Annotated in this window: 16 protein-coding genes and 2 pseudogenes; 17 read left to right on the forward strand and 1 reads right to left on the reverse strand. The window is 35.5% G+C overall.

Annotation, left to right across the window (positions count from 1 at the left end; translation table 11 throughout):
• The first annotated feature begins 8 nt into the window (after nt 1-8).
• Nucleotides 9-2,159, forward strand: coding sequence for a polysaccharide biosynthesis tyrosine autokinase (locus tag C9J41_RS03185; protein ID WP_107294200.1), 2,151 nt, complete (start codon nt 9-11; stop codon nt 2,157-2,159).
• 70 nt (nt 2,160-2,229) lie between these two features.
• Here C9J41_RS03185 and C9J41_RS03190 read toward each other — a convergent pair whose 3' ends face one another.
• Nucleotides 2,230-3,423 carry a YjbH domain-containing protein gene (locus C9J41_RS03190; RefSeq protein ID WP_255418306.1) on the reverse strand — a complete coding sequence of 398 codons (1,194 nt, stop codon included), beginning with the start codon at nt 3,421-3,423 and terminating at the stop codon, nt 2,230-2,232.
• Nucleotides 3,424-3,442: 19 nt separating this feature from the next.
• Between C9J41_RS03190 and C9J41_RS22135 the strand changes: the two are divergent.
• The 16 genes and pseudogenes from C9J41_RS22135 to C9J41_RS03270 all read left to right on the forward strand — a co-directional run.
• Nucleotides 3,443-3,631 (forward strand): annotated as a pseudogene (locus tag C9J41_RS22135) (polysaccharide biosynthesis/export family protein); the annotation flags it as partial.
• A gap of 18 nt (nt 3,632-3,649) precedes the next feature.
• Nucleotides 3,650-4,690 (forward strand): annotated as a pseudogene (locus C9J41_RS03200) (polysaccharide biosynthesis tyrosine autokinase); the annotation flags it as partial.
• Between the two features lie 510 nt (nt 4,691-5,200).
• Nucleotides 5,201-6,280, forward strand: a complete 1,080-nt coding sequence (gene rfbB, locus C9J41_RS03205; RefSeq protein ID WP_107294201.1) for a dTDP-glucose 4,6-dehydratase — start codon at nt 5,201-5,203, stop codon at nt 6,278-6,280.
• On the forward strand, nt 6,281-7,153 hold the full coding sequence (gene rfbA, locus C9J41_RS03210) for a glucose-1-phosphate thymidylyltransferase RfbA (protein ID WP_107294202.1): 873 nt from the start codon (nt 6,281-6,283) through the stop codon (nt 7,151-7,153).
• A 9-nt stretch (nt 7,154-7,162) separates the two neighbouring features.
• A complete protein-coding gene (rfbD, locus tag C9J41_RS03215) occupies nt 7,163-8,056 on the forward strand; it encodes a dTDP-4-dehydrorhamnose reductase (RefSeq protein ID WP_107294291.1) in 894 nt (297 codons plus the stop codon).
• 19 nt (nt 8,057-8,075) lie between these two features.
• Nucleotides 8,076-8,639 (forward strand): dTDP-4-dehydrorhamnose 3,5-epimerase, encoded by a 564-nt coding sequence (gene rfbC / locus C9J41_RS03220; protein WP_107294203.1) that lies wholly within the window; start codon nt 8,076-8,078, stop codon nt 8,637-8,639.
• Between the two features lie 72 nt (nt 8,640-8,711).
• A complete protein-coding gene (locus tag C9J41_RS03225) occupies nt 8,712-9,965 on the forward strand; it encodes an O-antigen polymerase (RefSeq protein ID WP_107294204.1) in 1,254 nt (417 codons plus the stop codon).
• Complete coding sequence (locus tag C9J41_RS03230; protein ID WP_107294205.1) at nt 9,958-10,653, forward strand: glycosyltransferase; 696 nt, start codon at nt 9,958-9,960, stop codon at nt 10,651-10,653. The genes C9J41_RS03225 and C9J41_RS03230 overlap by 8 nt, the downstream gene beginning before the upstream one ends.
• Nucleotides 10,646-11,488, forward strand: coding sequence for a glycosyltransferase (locus C9J41_RS03235; RefSeq protein WP_107294206.1), 843 nt, complete (start codon nt 10,646-10,648; stop codon nt 11,486-11,488). Before C9J41_RS03230 ends, C9J41_RS03235 begins: the two co-directional genes overlap by 8 nt.
• Entirely contained in the window at nt 11,481-12,710 is a 1,230-nt protein-coding gene (locus C9J41_RS03240; RefSeq protein ID WP_107294207.1) for an oligosaccharide flippase family protein, read from the forward strand. The genes C9J41_RS03235 and C9J41_RS03240 overlap by 8 nt, the downstream gene beginning before the upstream one ends.
• Nucleotides 12,682-13,395, forward strand: coding sequence for a glycosyltransferase family 2 protein (locus C9J41_RS03245; protein WP_107294208.1), 714 nt, complete (start codon nt 12,682-12,684; stop codon nt 13,393-13,395). Before C9J41_RS03240 ends, C9J41_RS03245 begins: the two co-directional genes overlap by 29 nt.
• Before the next feature lie 2 nt (nt 13,396-13,397).
• Nucleotides 13,398-14,504 carry a GDP-mannose 4,6-dehydratase gene (gmd, locus tag C9J41_RS03250; protein WP_107294209.1) on the forward strand — a complete coding sequence of 369 codons (1,107 nt, stop codon included), beginning with the start codon at nt 13,398-13,400 and terminating at the stop codon, nt 14,502-14,504.
• Nucleotides 14,504-15,481: a GDP-L-fucose synthase gene (locus tag C9J41_RS03255; protein WP_107294210.1), complete on the forward strand. Its 978-nt coding sequence runs from the start codon at nt 14,504-14,506 to the stop codon at nt 15,479-15,481. Before gmd ends, C9J41_RS03255 begins: the two co-directional genes overlap by 1 nt.
• 2 nt (nt 15,482-15,483) lie before the next feature.
• Nucleotides 15,484-15,939: a GDP-mannose mannosyl hydrolase gene (locus C9J41_RS03260; protein WP_107294211.1), complete on the forward strand. Its 456-nt coding sequence runs from the start codon at nt 15,484-15,486 to the stop codon at nt 15,937-15,939.
• Nucleotides 15,940-15,957: 18 nt separating this feature from the next.
• Entirely contained in the window at nt 15,958-17,364 is a 1,407-nt protein-coding gene (locus C9J41_RS03265) for a mannose-1-phosphate guanylyltransferase/mannose-6-phosphate isomerase (RefSeq protein WP_107294212.1), read from the forward strand.
• Nucleotides 17,365-17,366: 2 nt separating this feature from the next.
• The gene (locus C9J41_RS03270; RefSeq protein WP_107294213.1) at nt 17,367-18,782 is read left to right on the forward strand and encodes a phosphomannomutase; all 1,416 of its coding nucleotides are present in this window, start codon (nt 17,367-17,369) and stop codon (nt 18,780-18,782) included.
• The last annotated feature ends 14 nt before the right edge of the window (nt 18,783-18,796 follow it).

Below are 18,796 nucleotides of genomic sequence, written 5' to 3' on the forward strand. Positions count from 1 at the left end.
AAATAAGAATGGATAGTAATTTAAATCATGATGAGATTGATCTAATATATTTATTTAAATCAGTTCTTGAATCTTGGAAGCTAATTTTAAGTATCACGTGTTTTTTTACTATACTAGGTGTGCTCTATGCGAAGTCAACACCTTTAACTTATCAAGCGGTAGCAAGACTACAAGTAGAGACACAGCATCAGCATTTAGATTTTCACGTGAATGATATTTCAAACTTATTTATATCACAGTCTACAGCAAATACAGAAATAGAGATTATTAAGTCTCGTATGGTGCTGGGGAGAACTGTTGATAATCTAAATCTAACTTTATATTCTTCACCCATATTTACGCCTATCATAGGTAAAAAGATAGCGTATTTTTTAGGTGATGTGCCTGAGATTAAAGTTTCACTATTGATAACACCTGAAAATGATAATAAATCAAGTGGTAATAGAGGTGGTGAGTATATTGTAAAAATAAGTGATGCTAAGAAAGGGTTATACGATTTCTTTAATAAAAATAATGAACTGATTTTCTCCGGTGAAGTTGGAAAACTAGTAAATAAAAATGGATATCAGTTACTTATTTTACAGCTGAATGGTGAGGTTGGGCAGAAGTTTATCATTAAGAAACTTAATCGTTATAATACGGTATCATCTCTTAGAAAAAGCTTATCTATAAAGGAGTCTGGCAAAGACACGGGTATTTTACAGCTCTCATTAGTAGGTAGTAATCCTCTGCGGATGGAGACTATTTTAAATGATATCGCTAATAATGAGTTGGCACAAAATATCGATCATAATGCGCTAGAAGCAGCTAAAAGTTTAGCTTTTATAGAAAATCAGTTACCTGAAGTTAAACAAGAGTTGGATATTGCTGAAAATAAACTAAATGCATTTAAAGTGTCTAGCGATTCTATTGATATGGATTATCAAGCTAAGTCGACACTTAATATTTTAGCATCAGTTGAAAGTAAATTAATTGATTTGGGTTTCAAAGAGTCTGAAATATCTAAATTATATACCAAAGAGCATCCTGCATATGTTTCATTATTACAACAACAAAGGACACTACTAAAAAGAAAAGCTGAATTAGAAAATGAAGTTAGCGCTATGCCTAAAACAAATCAAAAAATAATTACGTTAAATCGTGACGTGATGGCAGCTCAACATATATATATATCGCTTATTAATAAAGTTCAGCAATTAAGAATAAGTCAAGAAAGCACAGTTGGTAGTGTAAGATTAATTGACTCAGCAGAAACGTCACCAGTTCCAATTAAACCTAAAAAAGCCCTTATCGTTGTTCTCACTACCTTACTTGGTGGGATGCTTTCTATTGCAATTGTTTTATTAAAGAAAACTGTTATGAGTGGTATTGATGATCCTCGTCAAATATCATCGTTAGGACTTCCTCTTTATGCAACTGTGCCATACTCCGTTAATCAAAGTAAATTACTTAAAAAAAGTAAAAGCAGTCGTGAATTTAATGAAGAGGGGATGTTACTTGCGTGTCTTTATCCTGATGACTTAGCGATAGAGGCAATAAAATCGTTACGAACAAGTTTATATTTTTCAATATCTACTGCGAAAAATAAGATAATAATGATTTCAGGTTCAAGTCCTGATCTTGGTAAGTCATTTTTATCGAAAAATTTAGCCATAGTATTTTCTCAAGCTAAAAAGAAAGTATTATTTATTGATACTGATATGCGAAAAGGAAAGAGTACTAAAGTATTTAATTTAAAAGGTAAAAATGGACTTTCTGAATATTTAAGTTATCAAGGTAATTTAGATGAAATTGTACAAAAAGCTAATGTTGATAATTTAGATGTTATTTCTTGTGGTTGTATACCCCCCAATCCTTCTGAATTACTAATGGGAAATAGGTTGTCTGAATTAATGGAGTGGGCTAATGAAAACTATGATATTGTTATTGTAGATACCCCATCATTATTAGCTGTGACTGATGCAGCATTAGTTGGTAAGTATGCAGGGGCTAATTTCTTAGTTGGTCGATTTAAAAAGACATCTATACATGAAATTGAAGTAGCAAAAGAGCGATTTAATCATGCTGGCGTAGAGATCACCGGCTTTATACTTAACTCGGTAGAGAAAAAAATCAGTAATACCTACGGATATTATAATTATAGTTATGTTGATAAATAAATATTTTTAACTAGCGAAGTCCTAAATATCCTTAATAAAGGATAAGATATTTATCTTATCCTTTATTATTTTACTCTACGGTTACTTTCACATATTTGATGTATGCATTTCTTAAACGTTGAGTGTTTGCTTTGAAGTAAGCAGGAGAAAGTCGGCCACGGTTCTCATATTGACGAACAATATTATGCTGAAGATCCGATGAAGCTCCTAAACCAGAGTTTAAGTTATTGTGGCTTTCACCGACGCGTGTTTGCAATGAGTATACAAACTGATCGATACCACGTACCTGAGCATAGTTAGGCTTCATATCACGCCAAGGTGTTAATGGGATGGCAATACTAACGGCAACAAAGTCTTCATATTCACTACTACCTTTTGCTTTCGAAGTTAGGTAGTTAATACTTAATTTAGTATCTCCTAACCAGTGACTAGAAGTTACACGTGCACCGACATCACCTTGGAAATATTCGCCTGCTTGAAGGCCTAATTGCCAGTTATATTCTGGAAGTGAATAGGTATAGTTAGCTAATACACTTTGTTTATCTGCAATTTTTCTTTCTCGAGCATCATATTCGTCTTTAGATATGAATTTACTCGCTTCAAAACCCAGCATGTGATCGCCTTGTGGTGAGTACCATTGTGTTTCATTTATCCCTCCCCAGTAGCCGCCCATCATGTAGCCACCACTAAATTGAGTAATGATATTTTGTGGCAGTTTAAATGCTTGATGAAGAAGTGCACGGTCAAGCTTGTTTTCAAACGCTTGCTGATGCCATAAGCCACCTTGGTCAAAATCGTCACTATTATCAATAGGTACCATATAACGCAGATCAACAGCGGAACCTTGCCATAGTGGGGTATAAAGGTTGGCAGCAAGTGCGAGAGAATAATCAAAGAAGCCATATTCTGTTGCTGTTCGGTGATTTAATGCGGGAGATAAAATCACTTGGCTACGACCAAAACCGCTATTCATGGTTTGGTATAACCAAGTCGTTTGGTCAAAGTTAGGCTTTGCACTTATGGTGTTAAAGCTAAGTTGCTTACAAGGGATATCTGATTGAATAAATTCACGATAACATTGTGTTTCCGTGTTTACTGCAAACATTGGTAATCCGTTAGTCAGTAAAATTAGCTCAACATTTTGTTCTTGTTTTTGTTGGATGTTAGCTTTGCCATTTGATTTTTTGATGAGTTTAGCAAGATCACTAAAGGCACCGTCGCTAGCTTTGCTAGCAATAATACCCAGAGCATCAGCGCGTACCAATCAAATGCTTGAGAATTAATTAAAGCATTATGAGTATCACATTGGTCCGGGAGATATTTTAAATGTCACTATTTGGGATCATCCAGAACTAACGATCCCTGCGGGCTCTTATCGAAGTGCGAGTGAGGCGGGTAACTGGGTACATGCTGATGGCACTATTTTTTATCCTTATATCGGTAAAGTAAAAGTGGCAGGTAAAACCGTTACCTAGGTACGTAAGGAGATTGTCCGTCGATTAGCCGCTTATATTGAAGTAAATCAGCAAATTTATGTTGAATTGCTAAACAAAGTCCAAGAGCTAAGCATTGTAAAAGCAAGTACTGTGGGTAACGTGCGTATTCTAGATTCAGCGCAAAGCTATTCACAGGCAGTGAAACCGAAAAAGCCTCAATTGTTGTTCTTGCAACGCTACTAGGCGGCATGTTGTCGGTTGCTATTGCTTTACTTCGTGCAGCGTTCCATAAGGGAGTTGAAACGCCAGATCAAATTGAAGAAATTGGCTTACCTGTTTATGCTTCAATTCCATTATCTGACTAACAAATTGAACTATTGAAAAAGAAAAAAGGTAAAAACTCAACAGTAGAGCAAACTTTGTTAAGTGTTTATAACCCTGCGGATTTATCGGTTGAAGCACTTCGTAGTTTACGTACAAGCTGCACTTTGCGATGATGGAAGCAAAAATAATGCGCTAATGCTATCAGGCCCTAGTCCTGGTATTGGTAAATCGTTTGTATCTGTAAACCTTGCCTCAGTAATTGCAAAAGCAGGGCAAAAAGTTTTAGTGATTGATGCTGATATGCGAAAAGGCCTCATGGAAACACAATTATGTACTGACAACAAACCGGGTTTATCTGATTACTTATGTGGCAAGCAAGATTTTAGCAATATTGTCCGTGAAACAGGTGTGAGCGGTTTAGAATTTATACCTCGCGGTGATACGCCGCCAAACCCATCAGAGTTATTAATGCACCCACGTTTTAAAGCATTAACTGAGTGGGCTGGGCAGCATTATGATATGGTGATTGTAGATACTCCGCCTATTTTAGCGGTAACTGATGCTGCTATTGTTGGCGCCCATGTAGCAACTACCTTATTAGTGGGACGATTTGAGCAAAATACTGTGAAAGAAATCGAGGTTGCTAAACAACGCTTTGAACAAAACGGCATTGAAGTGAAAGGCTTTATTCTTAACGCTATTGTCCGTAAAGCAAGCAGCACCTACGGCGGAAATTACGGCTACTATAATTACAGCTACGACAGTAAGTAATTTTGTAATAGCTTTAGAAAGTCGTAAGTTGTTGTTGTCTTATTATGATTAATATCCGTTTGAAAAATGAACGTTTAAATAGATTTTACTTGTGAAAAGAATGACATAACTATCACTTAGAGATAGGATACCTTTCCTTAATGGAAATGGTATAATAATCTTAAAAGTACGACAGGAAAGATTTAGCTGCTAATTGGTAATAGCATTTAACCAATGGGCGGTAGCGTGCCTGTTTTAGGCAAATGGTGATATTTCTAGGGTAAAAGTGTTAAAATGCGTAATGCAAATTAAGTTGATTATTAAGTTTTTAGGACTTATTCCTCAATAGCACCAAGTATCACTTTTTGATTTATTTTTAAGTGTATTTGTCTAAATTGCTAATGTTTTTATGATTTAGTATTAAAAAACGTCTCAGATTAAAAAAATGAGAGAAAATTCAACGTTATAAATGCTAACTTTCGGTTCAGTTAATACAAATTTATAATTTAGAAATAAAAAAGGATATTAAACTTGAAGATTCTAGTTACTGGTGGAGCAGGCTTTATTGGTTCTGCAGTTATTCGTCACATTATTAATAATACGCAAGACGAAGTGATTAATGTTGATAAGTTAACGTATGCAGGCAATCTAGAATCGCTTGTTGAAGTTGAAAATAGTAAGCGTTATAAATTTGAACAAGTTGATATTTGTAATCGAACTGAGTTAGAGCGTGTATTTAATCAATATCAACCAGATGTTGTGATGCATTTGGCTGCTGAAAGCCATGTTGATCGTTCCATTGATGGGCCAGCTGCATTCATTGAAACTAATATTATTGGCACTTATACAATGCTTGAATCCGCTCGTCAATATTGGAATCAATTAGATAAAACGAGGCAGTCGGCTTTCCGTTTCCATCATATTTCAACTGACGAAGTGTATGGTGATTTGGAGGGGACAGAAGAGTTATTCACAGAAACGACACCATATGAACCATCAAGCCCTTATTCAGCATCAAAAGCATCTAGCGACCATTTAGTGCGAGCATGGTTACGTACTTATGGTCTGCCAACAATTATAACCAATTGTTCAAATAACTACGGTCCATATCATTTCCCTGAAAAACTGATCCCATTGATGATTTTAAATGCCTTAGACGGAAAGAGTTTGCCTGTTTATGGTAATGGAATGCAAATTCGTGACTGGTTGTATGTAGAAGACCATGCATCCGCACTTTATACCGTCGTGACCAAAGGTGAAGTTGGTGAGACATACAATATCGGTGGTCACAATGAGAAAGCCAATATTGAAGTAGTTAAAACGATTTGCTCTTTACTTGAAGAGCTAGTGCCAAATAAACCTGATAGTGTTGAGAAGTATCAAGATTTAATCACTTATGTTGCTGACCGTCCAGGACACGATGTTCGTTATGCCATCGATGCATCTAAGATTGAGCGAGAATTAGGCTGGAAACCAGCTGAGACTTTTGAATCAGGGATTCGAAAAACTGTTGAATGGTATTTGAATAATAAAACGTGGTGGGGTCGAGTACTAGATGGCTCATACAGTTTTGAGCGTTTAGGTACAGCGGTTAATAAGGATGTGAAATAAATGAAAGGGATTATTTTAGCCGGTGGTTCAGGCACTCGTCTTTACCCTATTACTCGTGGTGTATCAAAGCAGCTATTACCCATTTATGACAAGCCAATGATTTTCTATCCGCTATCTACACTGATGTTAGCGGGTATTAAAGACATCCTTATTATTACTACGCCTGAGGATAATGAAAGTTTTCGTCGATTATTAGGTGATGGCTCTGATTTTGGTATCAACTTAGAATATGCCATTCAACCCTCTCCGGATGGTCTAGCACAAGCTTTTCTAATTGGTGAAGACTTCATTCGTGATGATAGTGTTTGTTTAGTTCTTGGTGATAATATTTTCTATGGCCAATCATTTAGTAAAACCTTATTAAATTCAGCCTCTCGTGAACATGGTGCTACGGTATTTGGTTATCAAGTACATGATCCTGAACGCTTTGGAGTGGTCGAATTTGATAGTGAGATGAAAGCGATTTCGATTGAAGAGAAACCTTCAATGCCAAAGTCAAACTACGCCGTCACTGGTTTGTACTTCTATGATAACCGTGTTGTAGAAATGGCTAAACAAGTGAAACCTTCGGCACGAGGTGAGCTTGAGATTACTACCTTGAATGAAATGTATCTGAATGATGGTTCATTGAATGTTGAGTTGTTAGGACGTGGTTTTGCTTGGTTAGATACGGGGACTCATGAAAGTCTGCAGCAAGCTTCTTCTTTTGTTGAGACGATTCAAAATGTTCAAGGTCTGAAGGTAGCTTGTTTAGAAGAGATTGCTTGGCGTAATGGTTGGTTAACCACTGAACAAGTACAAGAGTTAGCAAAACCAATGATGAAAAATGAGTACGGTCAATATTTGATGCGTATTACGTCTGAAAAGAAATAGAGATTGCACATTGTGAAAGTATTAATTACAGGTAGCAATGGTCAAGTAGGTAGCTGTTTAGTTAAACAGCTACAATCCTGCCCTAATACCGAAATTTTAGCTGTTGATAGAAATGAGTTAGACATCACCTCACAATCTAGTGTTGTAGAGACTGTGAATGAATTTAAGCCTAATATAATTATCAACGCAGCGGCATATACAGCTGTAGATAAAGCTGAATCAGAAGTCGATTTATCATATAAGATTAATCGAGATGGCCCATTATATTTAGCACAAGCGGCTGAAGATATTGGTGCAGCTTTATTACATATATCAACCGATTATGTTTTTTCTGGTGAAAAGGATGGTATTTACTCTGAAGAGGATGATATTGATCCAAAAAGTGTTTATGGTAAGAGTAAACTAGCTGGTGAAAATGCAGTGCTTAAGGCCTGTGCTCGTACTATCATTTTGCGTACTGCATGGGTGTTTGGTGAGGAAGGGAATAACTTTGTTAAAACCATGCTTCGATTAGCACAACAGCGAGATGAATTAGGTATTGTGGCTGATCAGTTTGGTGGACCAACTTATGCGGGGGATATTGCAGCTGCTTTAATCGTCATTGCAAAAGCTATCAATTTACAAGGTGAAAGCATTGATAATGTAAAATATGGTATTTATCACTTTTCTGGTTTACCTCATACAAACTGGTGTGATTTTGCACAAACGATTTTTGATAAAGCGGTAAAACAAGGGGTGCTCAAAAAAACGCCATTGGTAAAAGGAATTAAGACTTCAGACTATCCAACACCAGCCATACGACCAGCAAACTCAAAGCTTAACACTCAAAAAATCACTGAGATATTTTCCATCCATGCCAGTGACTGGCAACGGGCTTTAAGTAATTTATCTAATTATCAATAATTTTTGAAGAAGAAATAATATGAAAGTAATTGAGACCGAAATCCCAGATGTGAAAATTATTGAACCCACTATCTTTGGTGATAAACGTGGTTTTTTTATGGAAACATGGAATCAAAAGAAATTTGAAGAATCCGTAACAGGTAAGGTAACTAGATTTGTACAAGATAACCACTCTAAATCCAAAAAAGGAATTTTGCGTGGCCTTCATTATCAAACAGAAAATACACAAGGCAAATTAGTTCGAGTAGTTTCGGGGGAAGTATTTGATGTTGCTGTAGATGTTAGAAAAAATTCACCAACGTTTGGCAAATGGGTTGGTGTCTATTTATCTGATGAAAATAATCGTCAGTTATGGGTTCCTGAAGGTTTTGCACATGGCTTTTACGTTACCAGTGATGAAGCTGAATTTGTTTATAAATGTACTGATTATTATAACCCATCGGCTGAACATTCTATTTTATGGAATGATCCCGATATTGGTATTGATTGGCCTCATATGGAAGAACTTATACTATCAGATAAAGATCGATTAGCAAAACGACTTATTGATAGTAATCTATTAAATTTAGAACGATTCTTATAATGAATATAATAAGAAATGTTCTTTATCGTTTACTTGTTGGTACTTATTTGGTTTGTTGAGAGTTGTAAATAAATGGAATCATTAGTATCTGCTATCAATATTGAACAATTTGGATTGTTTTTTTTTATTATTTTTAGTATTAAACTATTCTTTATAAGGCGTAAGTTATTTACAATATTTGATCCTATTGTATATATATTATTATCATGTTCGTTAAGTTTTTCGTTGATTATTTGTTTGTATGAGATATCTTATATTCAAATTAGTGACTTTATCCAATTTATTCTTTGTGATTTGGTATTCTTTATCGCATTATTTATTTTTGTAAATGGTAAAACTAAGTTATATAAAAAAATAAATAACGAATTATTTAATACATCCTTATCGCAATATAGCTTTCATATTATGTTTGTCATTGTACTATTGTTTAATAGTATAATGTTTTTAGTAAAAGGATTTCCCTTATTTAGTCCAGATCCTAGTATATCTAAAGTTACTTTATATACGGGAGGCTTTGGTATTGTCAAACGAATAAACTTGAGCTTACTTCTTGTAGTATTTGTCTATTATTTATTATTTTTTCTGCATAATAAAAAAATTACAATATTAATTCCTCTTTTTATTTTATTCGGGATACTATTATCAACAGGATCAAAATCAGCATTTCTTCCTGTCATTTTTTCAATACCATTTATAATGCTTAAAATAGCCGATTTTAAAATAAATAAGAGATTGAAAAAAAATGCATTGAGGTTGGTAGTTGTAACCTTATTATATGTTATTTTCATATATAGTAGAGATTCAGGAGAAGTGGTATTAAAGTTAATTACAAGGATGTTGGCATTTGGTGATACATACTATTTTTATTATGTATATAATATTGCTGATAAGTTAAGTTTAGATTTTTATTCATATCTCTATATGTTTGTATCTCCCATTTTAACACTTTTCCATCTTGGAAATTATAATGTTCCACTTGGCAGTTTATTATTAGAAGAGGCTATAGGGCTTGAACCTAACGGATTCGGACCTAATTCACAGTTTATATTTGAAAGCCGAGTCTTTTTTGGTTATGTTGGTTCAATATTATATTGTTTCACTTTAGGGTTTGTATTTTCAAATTTAAGAAACATTTTAATAAAATATTTGTTTTCTACAACATCATACTTATATTCTTCCTTGGTTATATCAATATTAGCGCTCATGTATTTAATACCAATAGAGTTGCAATTATATTTGATGATAACATCTGATATTATTATATTTGTATTCTTGTTTTCACTAGTTGGAACATTATTTTCGAGGTTTAGAAAGTCTAATGGATAATAAAATCACTATAATAACAGTTGTTTTTAATTGTAATGAAGAATTAAAATTAACAATTAATTCAGTTGAAGAATTAAAACTAAAATATCCAAATTATAAAATAGAATTTATAGTTATTGATGGGGAGTCAAACGATGGAACAAGAGAAATATTAGACTCAAAAATAATCGATCATTTTGTTTCAGAAAAAGATGATGGTATATATGATGCCATGAATAAAGGCTGGAATTTAGTTTCAAATAATAGTTTTGTTGTATACTTAGGCGCAGGAGATAAAATATTGTCTTTACCTGTGATTAAAGATGATGATCAGATAATTATAGGTAAAACTTATGTAGGCGATTATTTATTTAATTCAAAAGTAAGTTGGTTGTTAAAATATGGCAATACCGTACATCATCAATCATTTATGATAAGAAAAATAGATTCCGTTAATGATATTTTTGATTGTAAATATAAAAAATATGCAGATTTCAAGTTTATACAAAAATGTATTTTTATTGATAAAAAAAAATATCGATTAGACTCTGATTTTATTGCTTACGCTGATCCATTCGGTGTTACCAATGAATTAGATTCTCTCGAAATGGCGAAAGTTGTTAGTTGTAATTTTAATATGTTCTTTGGCATTATTTCTTATTTTTTAATGAAAATTACAGCGCTTAAAATTAGGCTTAGAAATGCATAATGATTTAAAAATAATTATTGTTCTTTACAATAAAAAAGTAGAAGACATAAAAGCTATTAATACTATAGTTAAAAACGGACTAAGTGAAAATATATATATATACGACAACTCCGAAGATGAAATGGATAATTCATCCATTGATTTAAGTAAGTTTAATTATATACATGATAAAACGAATCCTGGCGTTGTTGGAGCTTATAATAAATATATAAATAGGTTCGTTAAGGATAATGAATCAAAATGGATCTTATTGATGGATCATGATACTGATATTTCAGACATATATATAAAAGATCTGTTACAGGCAATAAAATTAACACCATTACCAAAAATTATAGCACCAAAATTATTTTTCAATGAAACTTTAATCTCCCCAAGCAAAGTTAGGTTTAATAAGTCTTGGATTGATAACGATTTAAAAGATATACATGGGTGTGTTAATAATGAAAATATAACACTTTTGAATAGTCTTTTGTGCATTAATATAGATGTATTCAAAAATGGAATATTTTTTGATGATAAACTACCTCTAGATTATAGTGATTTTGATTTTATTGAGAGGTTCAAATTAAGATATAATAATTTTTATATACTCAATAGCTCTGTTCAGCATGAATTATCATCATTTACTTCAACTTTCAATCCGAAAGATACATCTGTTTTAAAAAGATTTGATGTTTATATTAAATCAGCTAAGTATTATTCGGAAAAGTCAAACCAAAGAATAGTCTTATTTTGGGCGTTAATAAGGGCGCTAAAGCTTACAATAAAAAAGAAAAGTATGTTTTTCTTAAAAAGATATTTTGAATTGATTTTCAGGGATATTAATGGGTAATATATATTACGTTCTATCATATATGTTATTTCCTTTAGGCGGGTTACTAGTTAATATTTGTGTTGCTAGAACTATGTCTATTGGAAATTACTCTGATTATTCATATTTGATGGTGTTGATATCATATGTTTTATTGTTTTTAGATTTTGGTTCAAAAGACTATTTTTTATCTAGCAATAACAATAATAGAGATAATAAAAAGGATAAAAGTTTAGTTTTTCAAAATGAATATTATAGTGTTATTCTATTAAACTCTTTACTCTTTTTTGTTTTTTTGCTTTTTTTCCATTTTTATGAAAGAACAGATTTTTCAAAGTTGTTGTTGTTCTCTTATTTTGATATTTTTTCTACATTTTTCGTTACTAAAGTAATATTATTTTATTTTCAAGTTAATGAAAAGTTAGAGTCCGTATTTAAATACAACGTCTTATACTTTTTTTGCTCTGTTCTATTTAAAGTAGCATTGATAATTTATATTAAAGAATTATATCTTTCTTTGTTTTTTTCTGGTTTGCTCTCATCAGTTTCTTTAATTCTATTGTTTTTATCTAATAACTTTAGAAATTTAATAGATTTTAAATTTAGTTATACTTCAGCCTTGTTTAAATTTAGAGGATGGCTTCCATTTGCAGTATCCTCAATTTCATTTCTTTTATACTTTAATTCAGATAAAGTTTTAGTGAGAAACATACTTGGTGACAAAGAACTTGCATATTATACAATTGCTGCAACATTTGTAAGTTTAGCTGATATTTTTTGTGGAGTAGCATGGAATATTTTATTACCGAGAGTGAATAGGATTTTTGCTAGTAAAAAGAATCAGATTTATTTAATGTGTATATCCTACATTGGTGCTGCATTATATATATTTGTAATTTACTTTTTCTCAAGTGAAATTATTATATTGTTTTTTGGAAGTGAATATAACCTAGATATTGTAAATCATTTGATTATAGTGTTGTCTTTCTTTTTTATATTTAGGTATCCAAATGTTATTCTAGAACTTAAGTTTATATATATTGATAGCTATAATACGGTCATGAAGTTGCGTTTGCTCTCTGCATTTATTAATCTCATTTTGAATGTGCTGTTTCTACAACATTTCGGATTAATATGGGCAGCGTTTACAACTGTTACTTCTGAAATGATATTAACTATTTTGTTTTTTTTATTGTTAAGTAAAAAGAGAACAGATGATAAGTGTTTGTTTAGCAAGTTATAATGGCCATAAATACATAAAAGAACAATTACTTTCAATTTTGAAGCAACTATCTGATGATGATGAACTAATCATATCAGATGATGGTTCTACTGATAGTACTATATCAATAATTGAGAGTATAGGAGACCCTAGGGTTAAATTGTTCAATGGTCCCCAAACAGGGCTAATTGATAATTTTTTTAATGCACTAAGTTTAGCAAAAGGAGATATAATCTTCTTAGCTGACCAAGATGATATTTGGCTCCCTAACAAGGTGGAAAAATACTGTATAGAATTTGAGCATAAAAATGCAGATTTAGTATTATCCGATTGTTCAATTGTAGATGAGAATAAAAATGTTTTATTCCCTTCTTTTTTTGAAGTGAATGGAAGTGACAGAGGTTTACTAAAGAATATTATTAAAAACTCTTACTTAGGATGTTGTATGGCTTTTCGTAGGGAATTGCTTGATTCTATACTAGAGAATAAAGCATATGGTAACATACCTATGCACGATTGGTATATCGGCTTGGTGGCTGAATGTTTAAATTTAAATATAATTTTCTTGTCTGAACCAATGTTATTATACAGGCGGCATGGTAATAATGTTTCCCCTAGTGGTGAGAAATCAAAAAATAGTATTTGGGTGAAATTATCTTATCGAGTAAAATTAATTTATTCTCTAATTTGTTTAAGGTTGAAATAGAAATGAAAAAAGCACTGATTACAGGTATTACAGGTCAAGACGGCTCATACCTTGCAGAACTATTATTAGAAAAAGGTTATGAAGTTCACGGCTTAATCCGTCGCGCATCGTCTTTCAATACTGAGCGTGTAGATGCAGTTTGTAATACGAACGACAATATCCATCTGCATTACGGTGATTTAACCGATTCTTCTAACCTTATTCGTCTTGTAAAAGAAATCCAGCCAGATGAAATCTACAACCTTGGTGCCATGTCTCACGTTGCCGTTTCGTTTGAATCACCAGAATACGCCGCTGATGTAGATGCGATGGGTACCATTCGTTTACTTGAAGCTATTCGCATAAATGGTCTTGAGAAGCAAACACGTTTCTACCAAGCATCAACTTCAGAGCTTTACGGTGAGGTGCAAGAAATCCCTCAACGAGAAACCACACCTTTCCACCCACGCTCTCCTTACGCGGTAGCAAAAATGTACGCATACTGGATCACAGTGAACTACCGTGAATCTTACGGCATGTATGCATGTAACGGTATTTTGTTTAACCATGAATCCCCGCGTCGTGGTGAGACTTTCGTAACACGTAAAATCACACGTACGGTTGCCAATATCTCTCAAGGTCTAGAGTCTTGCTTATACCTAGGCAATATGGATGCGCTTCGCGATTGGGGTCATGCTAAAGACTACGTACGCATGCAATGGATGATGCTACAACAAGAAGTGGCCGATGATTTTGTTATCGCAACAGGTAAACAAATCTCTGTGCGCGAGTTTGTTCGTATGTCTGCAAAAGAAGCGGGTATTGAGCTTGAGTTCACAGGTACGGGTGTGGATGAGATTGCAACTGTTACTGCAGTTGATAGTGAGAAAGCACCAAGCGTTAACGTCGGTGATGTGATTGTTCGTGTCAGCCCTAAGTTCTTCCGTCCTGCAGAAGTAGAGACCTTGCTAGGCGACCCAAGCAAAGCAAAAGAGAAGCTAGGCTGGACACCTGAAATTACCGTTGAAGAAATGTGCGCTGAAATGGTGGCAAACGACATCAATAAAGCAAAACAACACGCTCTACTTAAAGCCAATGGCTTTGACGTGGCGATTTCACTCGAAAACTAATGACGGTATCAGTTGTGAAAAAACGTATTTTTGTTGCTGGTCATCGCGGTATGGTGGGTTCAGCGATTGTTCGTCAATTATCTCAGCGTAACAACGTTGAAATCATTACACGTACACGTAGCGAGCTCGATTTATTAAATCAACAAGCAGTCAGTGATTTCTTTTCTGATGCACGTATTGACGAGGTATATCTCGCTGCAGCAAAAGTAGGGGGTATCCATGCTAATAATACTTACCCTGCTGATTTCATTTATGAAAACTTGATGATGGAATGTAACATCATCCATGCAGCTCACCAGCATGATGTACAGCATCTGCTATTTTTAGGCTCATCGTGCATTTATCCTAAATTGGCTGAGCAGCCAATGACCGAATCAGCATTGCTTAATGGCACGCTAGAAGCGACTAACGAACCGTATGCTGTGGCAAAAATTGCCGGTATTAAGTTATGTGAATCGTACAACCGTCAATACGGTCGCGATTACCGCAGCGTGATGCCAACAAACTTATACGGTGAGAACGATAACTTCCACCCTGATAACTCGCATGTAATTCCTGCCTTAATGCGTCGTTTCCACGAAGCGAAGTTAAATAACGACAAAGAAGTAGTCGTGTGGGGTACTGGTACTCCAATGCGCGAATTCTTGTTTGTTGATGATATGGCTGCTGCTTCTATCCATGTGATGGAGTTGGACAACGAGACTTATCAAGCCAATACTCAACCGATGCTATCGCACATTAATGTGGGTACTGGTGTTGACTGTACTATTCGTGAAATGGCAGAGACCATGGCAAAAGTCGTGGGCTTTGAAGGTGATGTGGTCTTTGATAGTACTAAACCTGATGGTACACCGCGTAAGTTAATGGATGTGAGCCGTCTTGCTGATTTAGGTTGGCGTTATAGCGTGAGCCTAGAAGAAGGTTTAACCCATACCTATCAGTGGTTCTTGGCAAATCAAGATAACTTTAGGAGGTAATGATGACACAACGGTTAGATACACACACATTCCAAACCGTTGTGGCACATACCCCGCTTATTTCGCTTGATTTAATCGTTGAAAATGCAGAAGGTCAGGTGTTGCTTGGGCAGCGCCTCAATAAACCAGCACAAGGTTATTGGTTCGTCCCTGGTGGGCGCGTATTAAAAGACGAAACCTTGGCGACGGCATTTGCTCGATTAACGAAAGAAGAGTTAGGGGTTGAGCTGCAATTGTCTGATGCAACCTTAATTGGTCCGTTTGAGCATTTTTATGATGATAACTTCTCGGGTGATGACTTCACCACGCATTACGTTGTACTGGGATATCGTCTAAAGCTTGATGTAGCGTTGACGCAATTACCCAAAGAGCAGCATGGTCACTACCAATGGTTTGATGTGGCAACCTTACTGAATACTGACGATGTTCATCGTCATACCAAGCTTTATTTTCTCTAAACAAAAGAAGAACGGATTATGCTTCTACCTGTAATCATGGCAGGCGGCTCAGGTAGCCGCCTGTGGCCGTTATCCCGTACCCTTTATCCTAAACAGTTTTTAGCGTTAACCTCGAATGCAACCATGTTGCAGGAAACGGTTAAGCGTCTTGATGGTATTGAACATCAAGCTCCATTATTGATTTGTAATGAAGAGCATCGCTTTATTGTGGCAGAGCAATTACGCAAAGGCGGTATGGATAATAGTGGGATTATCTTAGAGCCAGTTGGGCGTAATACCGCTCCAGCCATTGCTCTCGCCGCACTTAAAGCTATAGCCAATGATGAAGATCCATTATTGTTAGTATTAGCGGCTGACCATGTCATTCAAGATACCAATGCTTTTTTAGCGTCAGTCCAACACGCTAAAGCAGAGGCTGAAAAAGGCAAACTTGTCACTTTTGGTATTGTGCCGACACACCCAGAAACGGGCTATGGTTATATCCATCGTGGTGAGGCATTAGATAATGATGCTTATTGTGTGGATGCTTTTGTTGAAAAGCCACAATTAGAGACTGCAAAAGCGTATGTTGCCAGCGGTGAGTATTACTGGAACAGCGGTATGTTTCTCTTTAAAGCCTCTCGTTACATAGCTGAACTTGAAAAATATGCCCCTGAGATTTTAAAAGCTTGTCAAGCAGCCATGGACAATTCAAGTGTGGACTTAGATTTCACGCGCTTAGAAAAGAAAACGTTCATGACATGCCCTGATGACTCTATTGATTATGCTGTAATGGAAAAAACGCAAGATGCGGTTGTGGTGCCTATGGATGCAAACTGGAGTGATGTGGGCTCTTGGTCGGCGTTGTGGGAAGTCAATGAGAAAGATGCGTCTGGCAATGCGACGCGCGGTGATGTGTTAGTTGAAAACACTATTAACAGCTATATCTACTCACAAGATAAGTTAGTTGCCACGGTTGGGGTTGAAGACTTGGTAGTCGTTGAAACTAAAGATGCGGTACTTGTTGCGCACAAAGATAAGGTGCAAGACGTGAAAGGCATTGTTGGTCAGCTTAAACAAGCCAACCGCTATGAATACTTGCAACACCGAGAAGTGTATCGCCCATGGGGAACACATGATGAAATCGCAGAAGGCGACCGGTTCCACGTTAAACATGTGATGGTCAAACCTGGTGAGCGAACTGCAACTCAGATGCACTACCACCGCGCTGAGCATTGGGTAGTCGTGAAAGGGACTGCTAAAGTAATCAATGGCGATAAAAGCTATTTACTGACCGAAAATGAATCAACGTATATTCCTATCGGCTCTCCGCATTCGATAGCGAATCCTGGGCAAATTCCTTTAGAGTTAATTGAAGTACGTTCTGGCGCGTATCTATCCGAAGATGATGTGGTGCGTGTTGAGAATTATGGAGTGGGGTATTAAAGGTGCTAGTGGCAAAAGAGGTTATTAAAGAGTCGGGTATTCAATTTGGTACCAGTGGTGCTCGAGGGTTAGTTGAACAGTTCACCGTTAATGCTTGTGCTGCTTTTACTCATGCATTCATTACTTCTATTCAATCACAGTTTGAATTTCAGAAAGTTGCGATAGCGATTGATAATCGACCAAGTAGCCCTGCAATGGCACAAGCATGTGCCAAAGCGGTTGAGCAGTTAGGGCTTGAGGTGATTTATTATGGTGTGGTACCAACCCCCGCACTAGCGTTCGTATCAATGCAAGATAATATCCCTTGTATTATGGTCACGGGCAGTCACATTCCTTTTGATCGTAATGGTTTAAAGTTTTACCGTCCGGATGGTGAAATCAGTAAAGCGGATGAGCAGGCTATTTTAAATGCTATGGCTGAATTTGAAGCTATTACAGATTTGCCTATCTTAACTGTAAGTGATAAAGCGGCAAGTCAATATATTAAGCGCTACACTTCCTTGTTTGATAGTCAAATGCTGACAGGCAAGCGTATCGGTATTTATGAGCACTCCAGTGCTGGGCGAGACTTGTATGCGCCGATGTTTGAAGCATTAGGTGCTGAAGTCATTGCTCTAGAGCGCAGTGATGAGTTTGTCCCGATTGATACGGAAGCGGTATCAGACGCAGACAAGCAAAAAGCAAAAAACTGGTCAAAAGAATATAATCTTGATTTTATATTTTCAACCGATGGTGATGGTGACCGTCCATTGGTCGCTGATGAAAACGGTGATTGGTTACGTGGTGATATTTTAGGCCTGCTGTGTGCTGATGCAATGAATATCGAAGCACTGGCCGTACCTGTAAGTTGCAATACTGCCATTGAAAGCTGTGAGCGTTTTAATCATGTAACACGTACCAAAATAGGCTCACCTTACGTGATTGCTGAATTTGATGCGTTAGCCAAACAATATGATTCAGTAGCGGGTTTTGAAGCCAACGGTGGATTTTTATTAGGCTCGGACACCATTATTAATGATAAAACGATTAAAGCCTTACCAACACGTGATGCCGTCTTACCTGCTCTCATGCTATTAGCAGCAGCGAAAGAAAAGGCAATATACGAATTAGTTAATGCGTTACCGCAACGTTTTACACACAGTGATCGTATTCAGAATTTTGCAACAGAAAAAAGTGCGGCTATTATCAGTGAAGCAAAAGAAAACCCTGTAGTGTTTTTATCAAAAATAGGTTTTGAAAATCTAGGTGTAATAGATATTGATACAACTGATGGATTACGAATGACATTATCGAGTAATGATATTCTTCATTTAAGACCATCAGGTAATGCTCCGGAGCTTCGTTGCTATGCTGAATCGCACAATATGGCTTATGCTAAAAAATTAGTATTAGATGTATTTAAAATAATCCAAGTATAAATTTGTGTTGTAGT

Source organism: Photobacterium sp. GB-50, assembly GCF_003026755.1.
Taxonomy (GTDB): Bacteria; Pseudomonadota; Gammaproteobacteria; order Enterobacterales; family Vibrionaceae; genus Photobacterium.

Coding starts and splice junctions, on each gene's coding strand:
- gmd (WP_107294209.1), top strand. CDS start 13,398: ATGAAAAAAGCACTGATTACAGGTATTACAGGTCAAGACGGCTCATAC.
- C9J41_RS03255 (WP_107294210.1), top strand. CDS start 14,504: ATGACGGTATCAGTTGTGAAAAAACGTATTTTTGTTGCTGGTCATCGC.
- C9J41_RS03245 (WP_107294208.1), top strand. CDS start 12,682: ATGATAAGTGTTTGTTTAGCAAGTTATAATGGCCATAAATACATAAAA.
- C9J41_RS03185 (WP_107294200.1), top strand. CDS start 9: ATGGATAGTAATTTAAATCATGATGAGATTGATCTAATATATTTATTT.
- C9J41_RS03240 (WP_107294207.1), top strand. CDS start 11,481: ATGGGTAATATATATTACGTTCTATCATATATGTTATTTCCTTTAGGC.
- rfbA (WP_107294202.1), top strand. CDS start 6,281: ATGAAAGGGATTATTTTAGCCGGTGGTTCAGGCACTCGTCTTTACCCT.
- C9J41_RS03265 (WP_107294212.1), top strand. CDS start 15,958: ATGCTTCTACCTGTAATCATGGCAGGCGGCTCAGGTAGCCGCCTGTGG.
- rfbC (WP_107294203.1), top strand. CDS start 8,076: ATGAAAGTAATTGAGACCGAAATCCCAGATGTGAAAATTATTGAACCC.
- C9J41_RS03260 (WP_107294211.1), top strand. CDS start 15,484: ATGACACAACGGTTAGATACACACACATTCCAAACCGTTGTGGCACAT.
- C9J41_RS03235 (WP_107294206.1), top strand. CDS start 10,646: ATGCATAATGATTTAAAAATAATTATTGTTCTTTACAATAAAAAAGTA.
- C9J41_RS03230 (WP_107294205.1), top strand. CDS start 9,958: ATGGATAATAAAATCACTATAATAACAGTTGTTTTTAATTGTAATGAA.
- C9J41_RS03225 (WP_107294204.1), top strand. CDS start 8,712: ATGGAATCATTAGTATCTGCTATCAATATTGAACAATTTGGATTGTTT.